The sequence below is a fragment of the Dictyobacter sp. Z7_2 genome, assembly GCF_057551105.1.
In genome coordinates, this window is sequence record NZ_BAAJPE010000002.1 from 1,208,299 (window position 1) to 1,226,670 (window position 18,372).

General features: G+C 49.2%; 7 protein-coding genes. 3 read left to right on the plus strand and 4 right to left on the minus strand.

The window, feature by feature from the left end; translation table 11 throughout:
* Positions 1–92: 92 nt before the first annotated feature.
* A complete protein-coding gene (gltB, locus tag AC27N8_RS18565) occupies positions 93–4,625 on the minus strand; it encodes a glutamate synthase large subunit (protein ID WP_487068878.1) in 4,533 nt (1,510 codons plus the stop codon).
* A gap of 696 nt (positions 4,626–5,321) precedes the next feature.
* On the opposite strand from gltB, the gene ppc reads away from it, so the two are divergent.
* Entirely contained in the window at positions 5,322–8,249 is a 2,928-nt protein-coding gene (gene ppc / locus AC27N8_RS18570) for a phosphoenolpyruvate carboxylase (protein WP_487068879.1), read from the plus strand.
* A 387-nt stretch (positions 8,250–8,636) separates the two neighbouring features.
* Here the strand turns inward: ppc and AC27N8_RS18575 are convergent, their stop codons facing one another.
* A complete protein-coding gene (locus AC27N8_RS18575; protein WP_487068880.1) occupies positions 8,637–10,547 on the minus strand; it encodes an MARVEL domain-containing protein in 1,911 nt (636 codons plus the stop codon).
* Between the two features lie 796 nt (positions 10,548–11,343).
* On the opposite strand from AC27N8_RS18575, the gene carA reads away from it, so the two are divergent.
* A complete protein-coding gene (carA, locus tag AC27N8_RS18580) occupies positions 11,344–12,429 on the plus strand; it encodes a glutamine-hydrolyzing carbamoyl-phosphate synthase small subunit (RefSeq protein ID WP_487068881.1) in 1,086 nt (361 codons plus the stop codon).
* Positions 12,429–15,665 (plus strand): carbamoyl-phosphate synthase (glutamine-hydrolyzing) large subunit, encoded by a 3,237-nt coding sequence (gene carB, locus AC27N8_RS18585; RefSeq protein ID WP_487068882.1) that lies wholly within the window; start codon positions 12,429–12,431, stop codon positions 15,663–15,665. Before carA ends, carB begins: the two co-directional genes overlap by 1 nt.
* 77 nt (positions 15,666–15,742) lie before the next feature.
* On the opposite strand, the gene hisG is transcribed toward carB, so the two are convergent.
* Together hisG and AC27N8_RS18595 are read right to left on the minus strand one after the other, a co-directional pair.
* Positions 15,743–16,621: an ATP phosphoribosyltransferase gene (gene hisG / locus AC27N8_RS18590; protein WP_487068883.1), complete on the minus strand. Its 879-nt coding sequence runs from the start codon at positions 16,619–16,621 to the stop codon at positions 15,743–15,745.
* Between the two features lie 519 nt (positions 16,622–17,140).
* Positions 17,141–17,995 carry a mechanosensitive ion channel family protein gene (locus tag AC27N8_RS18595; RefSeq protein ID WP_487068884.1) on the minus strand — a complete coding sequence of 285 codons (855 nt, stop codon included), beginning with the start codon at positions 17,993–17,995 and terminating at the stop codon, positions 17,141–17,143.
* Between the last annotated feature and the right edge of the window lie 377 nt (positions 17,996–18,372).

Below are 18,372 nucleotides of genomic sequence, written 5' to 3' on the forward strand. Positions count from 1 at the left end.
CGTGCAAGGGGTCATTCCAGTCATTTAGACAACGTTGCCATGGCCTTTGACAGAGCATACGTGATTGATATCGAGCACGTATGCCGTGAGATTTAATGTGACATGCTCAGCAAGCCATCCTGCTCATTGGCATCCACAAAATCGCGCACCGTAGTCACACTATCTTGTGGCGAGATACGCCAGAACTGACCACTCACTTGATCCCAATGGTTAAGCAAGTCTTCCGCATAAGCGCTCCGCGTTTTGCGTACATGCAGTTCAACCATATAGCGTAAAGCATCTAACTCGGCAGGATCTTCAATGCGACCTGGCTCAACGAGATCTGTGTTACAACGACCCGCAAACTTACCTTCTCGATCCAGTACATACGCCACACCGGCGGACATACCAGCCCCGAAGTTTTGTCCCGTTTCGCCCAACACTATCACCATCCCACCGGTCATATATTCGCAACCGTGATCCCCTACCCCTTCGACAACTGCAACGCCACCACTATTGCGCACCGCAAAGCGCTCGCCGGCACGACCAGCAGCAAAGAGATAGCCACCTGTGGCACCATAGAGAGCCGTATTGCCCAGAATGATATTGTCCTGACTGGCAAAAGTCGCATCGGAAGGCAGAGTAATCACAATCTGTCCACCGGCCATACTCTTACCAACATAATCGTTGGCCTCGCCACTCAAGATCAATCGCATGCCAGCAACATTAAACGCTCCAAAGCTTTGACCGGCCGAACCGCTAAAGTTACATGTGATACTGACACCAGACAGGCCACCGTTACCATGACGACGAGCGATCTCGCCCGCCAGACTGGCTCCCACGGTACGATCGTAGTTATGAATCTCATGCTGAGTAATAATGCTACGCTCACCCTGTAGAGCTGGCTCTGCTTCCAGTAGCAGCTCCTCAGCCACATGTGACTGAGGGATATCCTTCCGAGCCGAGGGATCAGAAATGACTGGTAGCGATGTGAACAAAGGTGCCACATCTATATCACATTCTTGATTACATTGCAGCAGATCGGCACGCCCCATGAGATCTTCAAGGCGCGAGAAACCAAGCTGAGCCAGGAATTCACGGACCTCTTCAGCAACCAATGTCAGGTAGTTGATCAAGAACTGCGGGCGACCAGTAAACTTGGCTTTCAGATCATCGCGCTGCGTGGCGATACCAGCCGGGCAGGTATTCAAATGACACTGCCGTGCCATATCGCATCCCAGAGAGACCAGAGCAGAAGTACCAAAGCCAAACTCTTCCGCGCCCAGCAACGCACCAACAATCACATCACGCCCAGTCTTAAAGCCGCCATCCACACGTAGCTTGACGCGTTTCCGTAAGCCATTTTTAACCAGTACCTGCTGAGCCTCTGCAAGACCGCGCTCCCAGGGCATCCCGACATGCTTGATCGACTGGATCGGAGAAGCACCGGTGCCGCCATCATGTCCACTGATAAGAACATAATTGGCATGACCTTTGGCGACGCCTGCCGCAATCGTCCCAACTCCGGCGGCCGACACCAGCTTGACGCCGACACTGGCCGTAGGATTGATCTGATGCAGATCATAGATCAGCTGCGCGATATCCTCGATGCTATAGATGTCATGATGCGGCGGAGGTGAGATCAGTTGTACACCTGGAGCCGTATGCCGTAGCTTTGCAATAAACGGTGTGACTTTAAATGGTGGTAATTGACCACCTTCACCTGGTTTTGAACCCTGAGCCATCTTAATCTCTAGCTCTTCGGCTCGCACCAGATATTCAGGAGTCACACCAAAGCGCGCCGAAGCAACCTGCTTGATCTTACTGCTGACAGGATATCCATCTAATGTCTTGGTATACCATTCCGGATCTTCGCCACCTTCACCTGTATTATTGCGTCCCCCGATGCTATTCATCGCGGCCGCAATCGTCTGATGGGTTTCGGGATTCAGCGCTCCAACCGACATAGCAGAAACAACGAAGCGAGCACGAATCGATTCCATCGACTCCACCTGATCCAAAGGAATCGGCGTTGTCTCAGCAAAGGTAAAGATGTCACGCAAAACGGTTGGCGGACGGTGATAGACCATCGATGTGAACTGTTGATAGTCTTCCTTCAAGCCTGACTGTGATGCCTTCTGCATCGCACGAACAATCAGGGGATTAAAGGCATGATATTCAGCATCGCGACGGAAACGGAAGCGACCAAGATCAGAGAGTTTACGCTTGCGATTGGCAGGCTCAGCGATTGCCTGATCTGGTTGCAAAGCGACAGCTTGTTTGATCAACTGCTCAGCGACCAGTTCAAATGTGATCTTACCCGGATGCGCCGCCGATCCAGCAAAACAACGCTCGCTGAACTCAGGAGCAAGGCCAAGGATCTCAAATTGTCCCGCACCGATAATATTACGCAAGGTGGAGATACCCATACGCGCCATGATTTTACAGAGGCCATCTTCCATCACATGGATATACCGCGTCACAGCCATCTCTTTAGTGATCTCTTCCAGACGACGCTCACCAGCTAATGCCTGCACGCTTCTCAAGGCCAGCGTGGGCACAATCGCCTCGGCACCGTATCCGAGCACCAATGAGACCTGATGGACGTCACAGACCGTGCCAGTCTCACAGATCAGTGAGACGCTGGAACGCAGCCCATGTTCGATCAGAGAGCGATGAACTGCTCCAATCGCGATCACCATCGGGATTGGAATCCTGCTGCTTGACGCATCGTTATCACTCAAGATGATCAATGTAATCCCACTTTGTACCGCAGCGATAGCATCCTGCTCCAGGCGAGCAAGAGTTGCCTCCAAAGCGTGAGAGCCATCCGAGATATCGAAAGTTGTCTTCAATGTACATGAGCGGAAATGATCATCATCAAAGGAACGAAGCGCTGCCAGTTGCTCTTCTGTCAACACAGGTGTCGTCAGATGGATCAAACGTGCATGCTCAGGAGTCTCTGTTAGCAAGCTCTCACGACGTCCAATGTAGCTATCCAGAGACATCACTATCCGCTCGCGCAAGGGATCAATCGGAGGATTGGTCACCTGAGCAAAACGCTGCCGGAAGTAATCCGAAAACGAGCGCTGCTGTTTTGAGAGGGCTGCCAGAGGTGCATCATCGCCCATACTCCATGTCGGCTCTTTATTTTCCGACAGAATGGGGCGCAATACCATCTCGACATCCTCATGTGTATACCCGAATATCTGTTGACGTGAGAACAAGTCGCCGGATTCCGAGGGGGATGCATCAGGCTCAGCCGCGACCGCTGGCAGATCCGCCAGAGTCAAGCGATAGCTATCCAACCACTCTTGATAGGGTTGCTGTTGGGCAAGCGCATCTTTAATATCCTGATTGCGCAAAAAGAGATGATTTTCGAGATCAACAGCCAGCATCTCACCAGGACCCAGACGCCCTTTTTCCAGCACATCCTGAGGATCTATCGAAACCACTCCAGCTTCGGAAGCGACGATGAGTAAGCCTTGCTTCGTCAGAATATAACGTGACGGGCGCAGGCCATTGCGATCAAGAGCGGCTCCGACCATATGACCATCGCTGAAGACCAGAGCAGCTGGACCATCCCAGGGCTCGATCAAGCCAGCATGATAATCGCACCAGGCTCTTTGTGCTGCATCAATCTCATTATCATGTTCCCAGGCAGGGGGCATCAACATCTGCATCGTATGCAAGAGGTCACGACCGGAAGCGTTCAAGAACTCCAAAGCATTATCTAGCTGACCAGAGTCGCTAATACCGGGCTGCACCACGGGCAGAAGATCCTGCATACGCTCGTCCCAGAGAGGAGAGGACATCAATCCCTCACGCGCCTGCATCCAGTTTCTATTCCCTTGAATGGTATTAATCTCACCATTGTGTGCTAGAAGGCGCATCGGCTGAGCCAGCGGCCAGGCAGGAAGGGTATTCGTACTGTAGCGCTGATGGAACACGGCTAAGGCACTCGTATAGCGAGGATCAGCCAGGTCAAGATAAAAATTCGCAATATCAAGAGGGGCCAGGAGCCCCTTGTGGACGAGCACCGTACTTGAAAATGAGGCGATATAACAATCAGTGATCTGAGCCTCTACAAGTCTGTGCTCAATTAATCGTCGAGCGTAATATAAAGTCTTCCCATATTCTTCAGGTGTAACATGGGGAGCGCATGAGATCAGCACTTGCGCGATTTCGGGCGCGGCTGCCCTGGCTTGCACGCCAAGAACATTATAGTTAATTGGAGGAGTGCGCCAACTCAGCAGAAGCAGTCCGACCTCAGTCAAAACCTGTTCTATAATCTGGCGACACTGGACGGTATGAGCACTCTCGCGTGGAGGGAGAAACACCATGCCAACCGCTAGATGAGCAGGATTGGCAACTGTGATGTGTTGTTTCTCGAGTTCCTCAAGAAGCAATGCTCTAGGAATTTGTGTTAAGATGCCCGCGCCATCGTATGCTTCTGCCTCCGTATCCTGTGCACCGCGGTGCGTCAGACGCGCTAAAGCTTCGAGGGACTGCTGAACCAGGTCATGGCTTGGCTCTCCCGAAACATGCGCTAGAAAGCCTGTACCGCAAGCATCATGTTCCCAGCGGCTGTCATAAAGCGGATACATTTGACACGCAGACTCAATGGCTTCATGCTTGTGCGTCATGCATTGCTCTCCCAATATTTAGACTATCTTGCTCAATGCTAAGAGGCACCTGCACTGGGGCCGGAGTGCTCGACGAACCTTCATTGGTTGCCGAAATCATTATTTATAGGTTCGGGTACTCCATGGGAGGGACGGTATTTAGTATGGATCAATGGGTATGGAGAACATCGGTTACGGCACTGGGATGAGAAAAGCTTCATAGCTTTCTGGAAAAAGGTAGTACTATCACTTGTTTTGAGAGTATAGCATACAGATAAGCAACACAACAAGCTTTGGGTATGTAGAAATTGCCTATACTGTTCCTTGAGGGATAGTATATTTTCGACTCTCTTTTCTGCTACACAGCAGAAAGCAACGAAGATCTGCCCAATGGAAAGTGGTTCATATCTTACAAAGTACATGACAGTTTATAGCATATTTTGAGCGTATTTATATTTACAAAAAACAACTAAAGCTATATAAACTTGTATTTCTCCAAATTAAGCCCACATTTCTCTCGCTCAAGCATATAGTATCTATCTCCAAACGGAACTGTATATTTTCCACATAGCTTTGCACTTTCCTCTATACCTACAAACGTGATAAGCTGTGCTAGCGTCCTCGTTGGACCTCCGGGAATGTGTTAGAATGAGGAAAAGTATACACGATCAAGAGTGATCTGCCGCCCATCTGATGTGCTTAGAGTAAGGACCAGATATGTCAGAACATGTTTCTCGCCGTGAAAAAGATAACCCGCTCAGACAGGATATTCGTATCCTGGGCAATGCGCTGGGACATGCTATTCAGCGGCATGAAGGCCACAAAGTCTTTGATACAGTAGAAAAGCTCCGTGGAGACTGTATTCGTCTTCGCGACTATAATGAGCGCGTCGTCAATGCGCATGGAGAGGAAAGGGCTCAGCTTGAACGCGAGATTCTCTTCTTACAGGAAGACATCTTGCAGATTGTTAGTGAGAGTGATCTGGATACCGCCATCGATGTCATCCGAGCCTTCACTGTCTATTTTCACCTGGTCAACACAGCAGAACAATATCATCGCATACGTCGTCGTCGGGAGCATGAGATTGATCCCAGCAATCAGCCACAGCGTGGCTCTCTGGATGCACTGGTCGAATTCTTTAATCAGAATCGGCTGGATACAGCGACCTTACAATACCTCTTTAATCATCTAACCATAGATTTAGTCTTCACAGCGCATCCCACCGAAGCGACCAGGCGCAGCTTAATTACCAAATCCCGCAACATCACAAACCTCCTCGTTCAGAACGATCACGCCAACCAGATGACACAACGCGAACGTATCCATTGGCAACGTGATCTGGATACAGTGATCGATCTCCTCTGGCGCACAGACGCTGTACGTCAGGTACGTCCACAACCGCTCGACGAGATCAAGATGGGCATCTACTATCTGGACGAAATCATTTATGACGCCTTGCCCGACCTCTACGCGGAGTTCGAAGAGCTCCTGCATAAGGATTATCCTGATCTTGTGATCCCGCCATTCCTGCGCATCGGATCATGGATTGGTGGCGATCAAGATGGCAATCCGTTCGTTGATGCAGATACCTTGCTGACAGCATTAAGCCAGCAACGCAACTATATCCTGCTCCATTATCGCAAAGACATCTTCGACCTGGCCCGTGAATGCTCTCAATCGATCGACCATGCAAGTATCACTCCAGAGCTCCAGGCTTCATTAGAGTATGACGCTGCCTGTATGCCTGAATACTCCCAGGAGTTAGGCCCGCAGACAGCACTTGAACCATATCGTACTAAACTCTCATTCATCTGGTATCGGTTAGGAGAAACCCGCACTGCTTCTCCCCCTCCCCCTACACATCCATGGACATTCAATTCTCCCAACCAGATCCGCGAGATTGAGCGCGAAAGAGAAAATTCTGTTGCTTATAAGAACTCAGAAGATTTATTGACGGACCTGCGCCTCCTACAAAGTAGCTTACTCGCAGATGGTGAGGCAGCATTTACCAAAGGTCGCTTGAATACTCTGATCCGACAGGTCGAGACATTTGGCTTTTACTTTGCGGCTCTTGACGTCCGCCAACACAGCGAGCGCCACGCTGCGGCGCTCGCCGAACTTCTACAAGTAACCGGACTACGAGAGGATGACTATAAGACGCTCGAGGAGTCGAAACGCGTTGAGATCCTTGAGCACCTGATCCGTGATCCACGCATCTTAACACGTCCGGGGCTAGAGCTTTCTCCAGAGACGAATCATATCCTGAAGACATTCAAAGCTATCAGCCATATACGCGAGACGTTCGGGGAAAAAGCCATCACCTGCTACATCATCAGCATGTCACACGCATTAAGCGACCTGCTTGAGGTGCAATTTTTCTGCAAGGAAGTAGGTATCTCCGACCTCCCCATTGTGCCGCTGTTTGAAACGATTGACGATCTGCGCAAGTGCACGACTATTCTAGAGACCGCATTCACACATCCCCTCTATCAGAAATACCTCGAACATTGTCACAATGAGCAACAGGTCATGCTTGGATACTCCGATAGCAGTAAGGATGGGGGTATTCTGACGTCCAGCTGGGAGCTATACCAGACACAGAGCAGGTTGGCCGAGCTCAGTCGCCGTTCAGAGATCGGCATCAGTATTTTCCACGGCCGTGGAGGTGCAATTGGTCGTGGAGGTGGTCCCATCTACGAAGCAATCCTGGCCCAGCCGCCGGGATCGGTCAACGGACGCATCCGCCTGACGGAGCAAGGTGAGATGCTCTCCTTCAAATATGGCATGCATGACATCGCGATCCGCAACATGGAGCTCATCGTTGCAGGAACTATCCAGGCAAGCATCCCGGACGAAAATATCGTCGAAGCCCAGGTACATCCCAGACCCAAACAGGATTGGATTGAGGCGATGAATCGCCTTTCACATAGCGCACATACACGCTATCGCAAGCTGATATATGAAGATCCCACATTCCTGACCTTCTTTGAGCAAGCAACTCCCTTGAAAGAAATTGGATGGCTCAACATCGGTTCTCGTCCCGCACGGCGTACCGTCGGACGAGCAATCGAAGAGCTACGCGCCATCCCCTGGGTCTTTTCCTGGATGCAGAGCCGCTACGTGCTACCAAGCTGGTATGGAGTCGGAGGAGCGCTCGAAGAATACATCAATGAAGATCCTAATCACCTGCTTCAGCTTCAGCAGATGTATCAACAGTGGCCATTTTTACAGGCATTTCTGGCTAACTTGCAGATGACTCTCTCGAAAGCAGATATGGCGATCGCTAACGATTACGCTATGACCCTGGTCGAGGATGCAGCATTGCGCGAACGGATCTCAACCACTATCCAGGACGAATACGCACGCACCAAGCGTCTGATCATCGCAATCGTGGGAGGCAAAGAACTGCTTGACAGCACGCCGGTCCTCAAGGAATCTATCAAGCGTCGCAATCCCTATGTAGATCCATTAAGCTACTTTCAGATCGTCCTGCTCAAACGCCTACGGAAACTTGGTGGGCCGTTAACTATGACAAAAGAAGAACTCAAAGATGCTTCGGCCGAAGAGGCAGAGCGGGTACAGCTTACGTATGGGGTGCTCCTCACCATTAACGGCATCGCCGCCGGCGTGAGGAATACCGGCTAGTTTGGACCTTTTTGCTCTCACACAGCCAACAAAAAGTGGGATAGTTTCATATACTATCCCATTTTTTGTGAACTTGATCTACTGTCTGAGATCGTGTATCAATTTCGGCAATAGAATTGCATGGGAAGCGAAAGCAATACCCCAGAACGCAATTGTAATAATATTGCCATGCTCATGCATAAAAGATGTAATTTTTGTCTTCATAAGATGCTTTATGTCTCCTCAAGCCTGTCGCTGCAAACTATTTGTGTTATTGTTACACTATCTCTATAGCTATTGTAACAACGAACAGGTTACATAAGCAAGCTGAACAAGTAAGGAGAGCGATCATCTCATCGCGAGGATGATCGCTCTCCTTGATCCAGTTCTGCACACTCAAGACCGACTTTATTTCTTAGGTGTGGCTACTGCGGTTGGAGTAGCGGTTGGAGTAGCCGTCACCGTCGGAGTAGCACTACTCCCAAGTTGAATATTTGTATCGTCGAAGGTTTGCAGATTGACAACATTACCGCTTGCTCCTGTATAAGTCAATGTCACGGTATCACCAATCTGTACCAGAGGCAGCTTCGGCGAGAGCGACAGGTTAGCAGTAAAGATGTAGGGCTGTCCAGCAATTTGCAGATAGTAGACAGTGGTGGTAGAAGTTGTAGATCCCTGAATAACAGACGAGATACGCAGTACTTTGCCAGACACAGTCTTTGTCTGACTCACCGTTGTACCGCCTCCGTTACCATTACTCTGCTGAGAGGTCAGCCACTGTTGATAATCTTGCAAGCCAGAATTCAGATCGGGATCAAATTGCACGTTATTACCATTCAGCTCACGAGCGTCGACGAGACCAACTGCCTGGAAGATATCCCCGCTACTCGTGCTCTGTGCATAGATGGCAACCCATGTCGGCGTATTGAAGATCTGATACAATTGGACCGATGCCACGCTATAACCACGGATATTAGCACGCGTTGATTGAAAGGTTTTCGTAACGTTGTCACCGATGCCAAGCCCAGCCGCTTTCTCATAGAGCGTCGCTGAATTTTTATGCGTGTCAAACAAGAATAAGCCGGTACTTGAATTGTCATTAGCAGATGAGGAAGTCATCGGAATCAACCAGACTGGTTGGTCAGCGTTGTTATACAACAATTCAGGAGTACTCGCTGGCGCCTGCTGTCCCAGACCCGATGGATTAAACCACGGAGCTGAATGATACAATCCCCACCAACTCAGATACTGAGTCACAGTCTCAGCTGGCATCACACGATCCACCCAGGACGGAACATCCTGTGGATCATAGACCTTAATATCACCTGTATGGGCATCTACCAGCAACACTTTTTTTAAAACATCTCCCGTATAACCACGCGATGGCTGCATCAATGAGATTGTCCAATAGGGATGCAAGCTATCATCTAGCTCCAGCGTTGGATCAACCAGACGGCCATATGTGTATCCTTCGAGATAGACATGATGCAATAGATCCTGATTAAACAAGGCTCCAGGTAGATATTTAATGGTGGATTGCGCTTCAGTATGCAGTTGGGGAGCTGCCTGAGGGTTTTCGGCATCAACCATGACAAAACCAGGCGTCATCGGATTCGAGAGGTTTACAAAAGCATTATTATAGCTCAATACGGCAACGTAATAGAGATGGTGATTAATTGATTGAAGCGTATAACTCTCAGGATCAAGGTTATAGGCCGAACCAAGATTCTGGCCCGTCGATCCAAGAATCTGCTGTCCCTTGTAAGATGCGATACTTGGACTTACCAGGACAATGTTCTTGGCATCAGTGGGTGGAAGGTTAGGAGATGCGGCAACTGTGATCTGTGGAATAGCCGCCAGGACCTTGGCATTGGTATCAAACCAGGTCGTAAAAACATTGATTAGAATTGTGGCTACGATACCGAAAATCACAAAGGCAATCAAACCAAAAACGCCGGCCGCAATTGATCTGCGCGAACCCCTTGCTCCTGTTGTTGGAGTCGCTTGTCCCTGACTCATGCTCAAACCGATAGCCAGGGCTCCCCCAACCCCACCAGCGAAACTAAACAGATTCAAAACACTACTAATCAATAAGGGCCAGAGTACCCATTGCCATCCCAGGAAAGGACCTGTTAATGCTGGTAGGGACGCATACAAAATCACAAAACAAAACACATAATTGAAAACGAAAAAGCCGATAAACCATCTGGTAAATGCACGCCTATCAAAGGCCTCGCTACGCCCAAAGAACAACCGTCCGGCAGTCAAGAATACCATCACGATTATTGCCCCAATCAGAGCCAGCAAGAAAATCACCATCAGTATCACCTCTAATTGAAAACAGAGCACAAAAAAATAACATTTTGTTATTTACTATATAGCATAATGCAATGTTACTGTCAAGCTTTACCAGAGAAAACGCGCTTCATCAAAGAGACGACTTTCTATAGGCAAGGCTAGAAAATAACAGGAGTCATCAAGCACGTTTCCAAACCATGCCAATCTCTGGCTCAAAAACCTCCTAAATGACGCTACGCAGAAGGTTTACATACAAAGCTTTCAGATAGTGTGCACAATACACATCTATTTTTAGCCTGTCTGCGTTGACTTTTAAGAAAGACGATGGTAAGCTTGCTAGAACACAAGAAAATATCGCAACCCGCGTTGATCGAAATTAGTATGAGCGAAGCAACCAACAGCGATCCGAAGTAGAGTGGAAGTTCGGAACGGTATTGCATCGTCAGAACGCATTCGTGAGCGGCTGACCGAAGAAAGCCTTCTATTCCATCTTTTGATGTGTATAGTATGCAAGTAGGACAGGTGAATGGTTCCCACGTATCACAGAACCAGGAAAGTGGTCACTGTCGGTTTTAGCATGACATCATGGTAAACGCGCTTCGGAGCAGATAGTGGCAATTAGGGTGGCACCACGGGCATACGTCGACCAGACATTCTGGCTGGCTGTTCTCGTCCCTTCAAAACATTTGGAGGGGGCGAGGATTTTTTTTACCCTTTGCACCTCCATCATATTCCAACTTTTTAGTTGCTCTTATCCTTTTCAATCAGCCAGAGAGAAGGACATTGTAGGCAAATCAGTCCGGAAGAAGAGGTGCATATGCAAACGCCATTATTATACAAATCTGCAACAGAGAAATCCCCAGTACGCTTCGGAACCTTGATACTCGAAGATGGGACTCAATTTGAGGGACGATCTTTTGGCTACGAAGGCGGCCAAGCCGGTGAACTTGTCTTTAGCACGGGCATGGTCGGATATCCAGAAGCTCTCACAGACGCCTCATTTACCGGCCAGCTACTTGTGATGACTTATCCACTCAGCGGAAGTTACGGAGTACCAACTTCGAAGAATTGGGAAGACGACCATATCCACGTAGCAGGACTGATTGTCTCTAACTATATTGATACTCCTTCCCACTTTCAGAGCACCATGACGCTCAGTGACTGGCTCATCCAGGAAAAGATTCCGGCCCTCGAGATCAAAGACACACGCCTGCTCACACAACATATCCGCACCTACGGAACGATGCTCGGAAAAATCGTTTTCGACCAGGATATTCCCTTCTACGATCCCAATCAGGATAACTTGATTGCTCGCGTGTCAACACAGCAAGTAACAAAAATCGGCCAGGGACCCAAAACGATTGCCTTAATTGACTGCGGAGCCAAGAAAAACATCGTGCGCTGCCTGCTCAAACGCAACGTCGAAGTAGTCACTGTCCCCTGGGATTGGGATCTCTTTGCCAGCTCCAACGACTTCCACTTCGATGGTATTGTGATCTCCAATGGACCAGGCAATCCCGAGGTCGCCCAGCCCACAGTAGAGATTATCCGCACCGCTCTGGAGAACAAGATCCCCACACTCGGTATCTGCATGGGCAATCATCTCCTGACTCTGGCTGCTGGTGGCGAGACCCAGAAAATGAAGTTTGGACATCGCAGTCAGAACCAGCCTTGCGTGATGCGCAGCAGCCAACGCTGTTATATCACGACACAGAATCATGGATTCGTGGTCAGCGACGTGCCCTCAGGCTTCGAGACATGGTTTACAAATGCCAATGATGGCACAAACGAAGGCATCATTCATTCATCGCTTCCTTTCATGTCGGTACAATTTCATCCCGAAGCCGCCCCCGGACCAGTCGATACGGAGTGGGTCTTTGACTACTTCCTGGAGAAAATGTAATGGAACAGTTACGAAAAGTCTTACTATTGGGATCTGGCGCACTCAAGATTGGTCAGGCAGGCGAGTTTGATTATTCTGGCTCGCAGGCACTCAAAGCCCTCAAAGAAGAGGGCATTCAAACCGTCCTGATCAATCCAAACATAGCAACCATACAAACATCAAAACTGCTGGCGGACCGCGTCTACTTTCTGCCAGTCACGCCATACTTCGTTGAAAAGATTATCGAACGCGAACAACCGGATGGCATCCTTCTATCGTTTGGAGGCCAGACCGCGCTCAACTGTGGAATAGAACTACATGAGCAAGGCATCCTGACCAAACATCATGTAAAGATACTTGGAACGCCCATCTCAGCGATTATCCTCACCGAGGATCGTCAAAAATTCGCAGAGCATCTTCACGCCATCAAGATTTCAACCCCACAAAGTCAGAGCGCCACTACGCTGCCTGATGCTCTGGCCCTTGGAGAGCAGATTGGCTTCCCTGTTATGGTGCGAGCTGGTTTTGCGCTTGGCGGACAGGGATCAGGGATCGCGCACTCGGAAGAGGAGCTCAAGCAGATTGTTGAGCATGCACTCTCATTCACACCTCAGGTACTGGTTGAACAATATCTCCACCACTACAAAGAAATAGAATACGAGGTGGTCAGAGATCGCTACGACAACTGCATCACCATCTGCAACATGGAGAACATGGACCCTCTTGGCATTCATACAGGAGAATCAATCGTCGTAGCTCCCAGCCAGACACTGACCAACGAAGAGTACCACATGCTACGCTCAGCCTCGATTGAGATCGTTCGCAGCCTGGGCATCGTCGGCGAATGCAACGTACAATTTGCCCTGGACACACAGAGCCAGCAATACTATGTGATCGAGGTTAACGCTCGCCTCTCGCGTAGCTCCGCCCTGGCCAGCAAGGTCACCGGCTATCCGCTGGCCTATATCGCCGCCAAACTGGCCCTTGGCTATGGTCTGACGCAAATCACAAATAAGATTACTGGAGTTACGAAAGCTTGCTTCGAGCCAAGCCTGGATTATCTGGTCGTCAAGATACCACGCTGGGACATCGATAAGTTCACTGGCGTCGAGGAAATCATTGGCACCGGGATGAAATCGGTTGGAGAAGTGATGGGCATCGGACGCACCTTTGAAGAGGCCTATCAAAAAGCCATCCGCATGCTGGAACAAAACTTTGAGGGTGCTATACCTGCCGATGATTTCTTTGCAACAGAAGAGGAACTGCAAAAGTATCTCACGCATCCCACGCCCAAGCGTCCCTTTGCCATCGCGAAAGCGCTGCAAAGTGGCACCACCCCCGAAGAGATTTTTGCACTGACAGGCATCAATCCCTGGTTCACCTACCGAATACAAAATATCATCGAAAAAGAGAGCCAGATCACATCCGAGAGCACACTCACAGCCAGACAATTATTAGAGCTCAAACAGATTGGGATCTCGGATAAGCGCATCGCCGACCTGAACGCCAGCGGTGAGCTTGAGATACGCGCCTTGCGCAAACAATATGGCATCACGCCATCCATCTTGCAGATCGATACGCTGGGAGCAGAATTCCCGTCAGAGACAAACTATCTCTACCTGACGTACAACGCACAACATCATGACATTATCCCCAGTGCCAACAATGGAGTGATCGTGTTAGGATCGGGACCTTATCGCATTGGCTCCTCCGTGGAGTTCGACTGGACCAGCGTCAGTACCGTTGAGGCGCTCAAAAAATACAGCAAGCAAGCAATTATCATCAACAGCAACCCGGAGACCGTCTCGACCGACTATGACGTCTCTGATCGGCTCTACTTCGAGGAGCTGACCTTTGAGCGCATCGCCGATATCTACGACTTTGAGACACCCGATGGCCTGATCGTCTCCGTAGGTGGTCAGACACCCAATAATCGAGCGCAAGCCCTGGCAGCTTATGGATGCCGCATCCTGGGCACGCAAGCCAAAGATATCAACCGAGCAGAGGATCGTAGCATCTTTTCACATCTGCTGGATACTCTTGGCATCCAGCAACCCGAGTGGAACAAGTTCAACACCATCGCCGAGCTTGCCACCTTTGCCGAGCGTGTCAGTTATCCAGTGCTCGTACGGCCATCCTACGTGCTCTCGGGTAGTGCCATGAAGGTCTGTGATACTGCCGAAGAACTTGAACGTTACGCTCAGGAAGCCGCTGCCCTCTCATCAGAGCATCCAGTAACGGTCTCCAAGTTTTTTGAATTCGCTCGCGAAGTAGAATTCGATGCGGTCGCGCAGCATGGAAACATCAAAGCATTTGTCATCTCCGAACACATCGAGAACGCCGGCGTTCATTCAGGTGATGCCACCATCGTGCTGCCACCACAAACGCTTCCCGATGCTATCCAGCAAGAAATCACAGCCATTGGACGCAAGATCGTACAGTCGCTACAAGTCACGGGTCCAGTAAACATCCAATTTTTGAGCAAAGATGGACAACTCTACGTCATCGAAGCGAACGTCAGAGCATCGCGCACCTTCCCATTTATCTCCAAAGTCACCGACATCAACTTCATGGATCTTGTCATCGACGCCATCTTCAGCACTCAGGAGATGCCAGAGATAACCATTCCTAAACCAAATTTTGTCGCGCTTAAAGCTCCACAGTTCTCATTCTCGCGTCTCACGGGAGCCGATCCAGCACTCAGCGTAGAAATGTCATCAACGGGAGAAGTCGCCTGCTTTGGAGACGATCTTGCCGAGACCTATCTCAAAGCCATGCTGGCCATTGGAGGTACCATTCCACAGAAAGGCATCTTTATTAGCCTGAATGGTGAAGAGAAACAGGCTGCCCTACTTGAGAGCCTGCCACAGCTCAAAGCGGCTGGACTTCCACTCTATGCGCCGCTGGAGACCTGGCAATTCTTGCAAAGCGTCGGGGTTGAGGCCACATTGCTGCAAGAGACTGATGACCGGGCCGGACTCACAATCGAGCAAGCATTCCGCATGCATAAAGTCGATCTCGCCATCGTCATCGTCGCTGGACGCCTGCAAAGAGACTTCGATCAAAATTATGTCATGAGACGTCTTGCTATCGATTGTAACATCCACCTGATCACCAAGATCAAGCAGATGCGCATCTTCCTGAACGCTATCGTCAACCAGAAACTGGAGACTCTACCAATCAAGGCCTGGAACGAATATCAAGAACTGGGGCAGTTAGCGGAGGAGAAGTTGAACGATCCATTGCCCACGCATTAAGGACGCTTCAACCTGAATATCAAGCCTCTGCTTCATGGATGTCATCTGGTCGCGACCAGATGGCATCCATATTTCATCTAGACAAACATCTTCTCGATCGACGACACGAGAATGCCCTGAGCACCTAAAGCTTTCAGTTCTTCAATCACATCCCAGAAGACATCCTCGCGCACCGCCGTATGAATGGCCATCCAAGCCGGATCAGCCGTTGGGAGCACTGTAGGAGACTTCAAACCCGGCATGATAGTAGAGATATATTCTAGCTCATTAGCTGGTACATTCATCATGACATACTTATATTCTGACGCGGCGATAACCCCACGGAAGCGCGTCAAGAGCCGTTCGATGATAACAGACTTATCTTTATTCGTCATTGAATATGGATTGGCAATCACAACGGATTGAGAGTCGATAACGTTGTGAATAGCAACCAGATCATTCAGACGTAAACTACTTCCTGTACCCACAATATCTACAATTGCCGAGGAGACACCTATGGCAGGAGTAATCTCCACGCTCCCACTAATCGTGATCACATCGACATCAATTTTATGCTGAGCAAAGAAGCGACTTGTCGTCACAGGATAAGATGTGGCAACTTTACAACCGCTCAACTGCTCAATGCCAGTAATTCCGCTCTCCGCCGGGACCGCTACCTTCAAGCTACAATGACCATAATTAAGAGGCATTATTTCTTCGACTGGCTTTTCGGCTTCAACAACCAGATTCTGTCCCACAATCCCGAGATCGACCACCCCTTCAGCGACATACTCGGCGATATCGTCATCACGTACATACAGAATATCCAAAGGAAAGTTGCGACAAATACTAAAAAGTCGCTGTTTGTAGGACTCAAAATGAAGTCCGACAGTTCGTAACAAATTGCGTGTATCCTCACTCAAGCGCCCATCTTTTTGGACAGCCAACTTAATGTGATCATTACTTAACCTTGCCATAACCAGCCATCTCCTCTAAATCAGATAATTTTGTGCATAAAAAAACCCTCATTCCTCGCAAATCGAGGAACGAAGGTAAATCCGTGGTCCCATCCTCATTTCTGCCCTGTTGCTGGACAGACACTCAGCTCGACAGTCAGAGTCCCTAAAAGTCTCCGACAATCAAATGCTCATGTTAACGAATGAGTCCATCCGGTGTACTTCTGCGTGTCACGCATTCTCGCACATGGCTCTCACGATGTGTTCAGTCAGTGGATAGCTCTGGATTCTCACCATTCTCCAGATCGCTGTTTATATCCCGGCTGCTTACTCTTTCGCGATTTTTACGCCTTTGCTGCAATAAATTTTTTTATGAGTTCTTTGCTTTACACAACTAAGTGATAGTATATAAACCAGGCACAACATTGTCAAGCCAAAATACCAGCGCGCAAAAAACTTTAAACATCTCTTAATATTACCCGACAGGCATCCCTGCTCGCTCGTAAGAGAATCCTTTCGTACAAATCATGGGACATGTCATCAAGACGTTCGATCATTGTAGACTTGTCCTGCCCGCGCCTGCTCCGATGGTTGCACTGGCGAAGTAAGATTGTTTGTTTCTTTGCCGCTCATTGACGGCGACTGATTAAAACGCTGCCTCATATCTACTTGAGTCGTGGGAGTAGCATCCTGAGACATCTGCGATGGAGACATGGTACTCATTGACCCGACACCTCGCTCTAGAAGTTGCTTGGCCGTATCACGACCTCCCAGTCCGAAGGCCAGAGCACATGCCAGAGCAGCTCCTCCTACGACCGCAGTAAACAGAGTCGTGATCAAAGCCGGAGCAATCTGCAATTGCTCTAAAGCGACCAGAATTGCAAAACCAATAATCACATAACGAGCCACGTTCGCCAGTATATTTGGGTTTGAAGTTCTCGAAGTTGATAGCGCTCTATACACCACATCAGCCACGAACGTAGCGAGTAACATACCCAGGAAGAGTACCACAATCGCGACAAAAACATTGGGGATATAGCCAACAATGAGTGTAATCAGTTGACTGACAGAGTCTAATTGGAGCGCGTTACAGGCCGGTACCAGGAAAATTAAGAACACAAACCAGAAGACAACTTTTCCCAGTACGGATGCAGCATCCATACGGATATTCAGCCGTTGTTCGATGCGTGTCAGGCCAATACGCTCGCTAATACGGTCAAATCCGACCCGACGTAAGAGCATTGTAACGCCTTTTTCGAGCAAAGCCGCCACAATCCAACCCACAATCAGAATAACCAGGAATCCAACCAACTTGGGGATAAAACTAAAGACAAGTGCCAGAGCCGCAGCAAATGATGAGATAATTGCTGTACCCCAATTTGTCACTGTATTCATTCTCATGCTCCTTTCGCATGCAGACAGTATCTATTTGCATTCACTATCGCTAAACACGACACCCCAGAGCATTTAGATACTCAATAGTTCATCAAAAAGAGAACTGGCGGCACTATAAATTCATCCAGGCAGGCAAATATCAGTCAAGGATGAATAGTCACCGCTGTGTTCCACAGGGGATGCAAAGTGTGAGAGTTAACCTGTTGAGAGCATCTTTTTATGTGCAGATAAAAATTTGACATTTCATGAGATGACTGTTATCCTAAGAAGCATAGTAATGAAGAACCTGCGTTGATCGAAATTAGTATGAGCAGAACAACCGACAGCGATCCGAAGAAGAGTGGGAGTTCGGAATGGTTTTATTCTCTCAGAACGCA

Excerpts from the sequence above, each read along its gene's own strand:
- hisG (WP_487068883.1), bottom strand. The coding sequence starts at position 16,621 with ATGGCAAGGTTAAGTAATGATCACATTAAGTTGGCTGTCCAAAAAGAT.
- AC27N8_RS18595 (WP_487068884.1), bottom strand. The coding sequence starts at position 17,995 with ATGAATACAGTGACAAATTGGGGTACAGCAATTATCTCATCATTTGCT.
- AC27N8_RS18575 (WP_487068880.1), bottom strand. The coding sequence starts at position 10,547 with ATGGTGATTTTCTTGCTGGCTCTGATTGGGGCAATAATCGTGATGGTA.
- carB (WP_487068882.1), top strand. The coding sequence starts at position 12,429 with ATGGAACAGTTACGAAAAGTCTTACTATTGGGATCTGGCGCACTCAAG.
- gltB (WP_487068878.1), bottom strand. The coding sequence starts at position 4,625 with ATGACGCACAAGCATGAAGCCATTGAGTCTGCGTGTCAAATGTATCCG.
- ppc (WP_487068879.1), top strand. The coding sequence starts at position 5,322 with ATGTCAGAACATGTTTCTCGCCGTGAAAAAGATAACCCGCTCAGACAG.
- carA (WP_487068881.1), top strand. The coding sequence starts at position 11,344 with ATGCAAACGCCATTATTATACAAATCTGCAACAGAGAAATCCCCAGTA.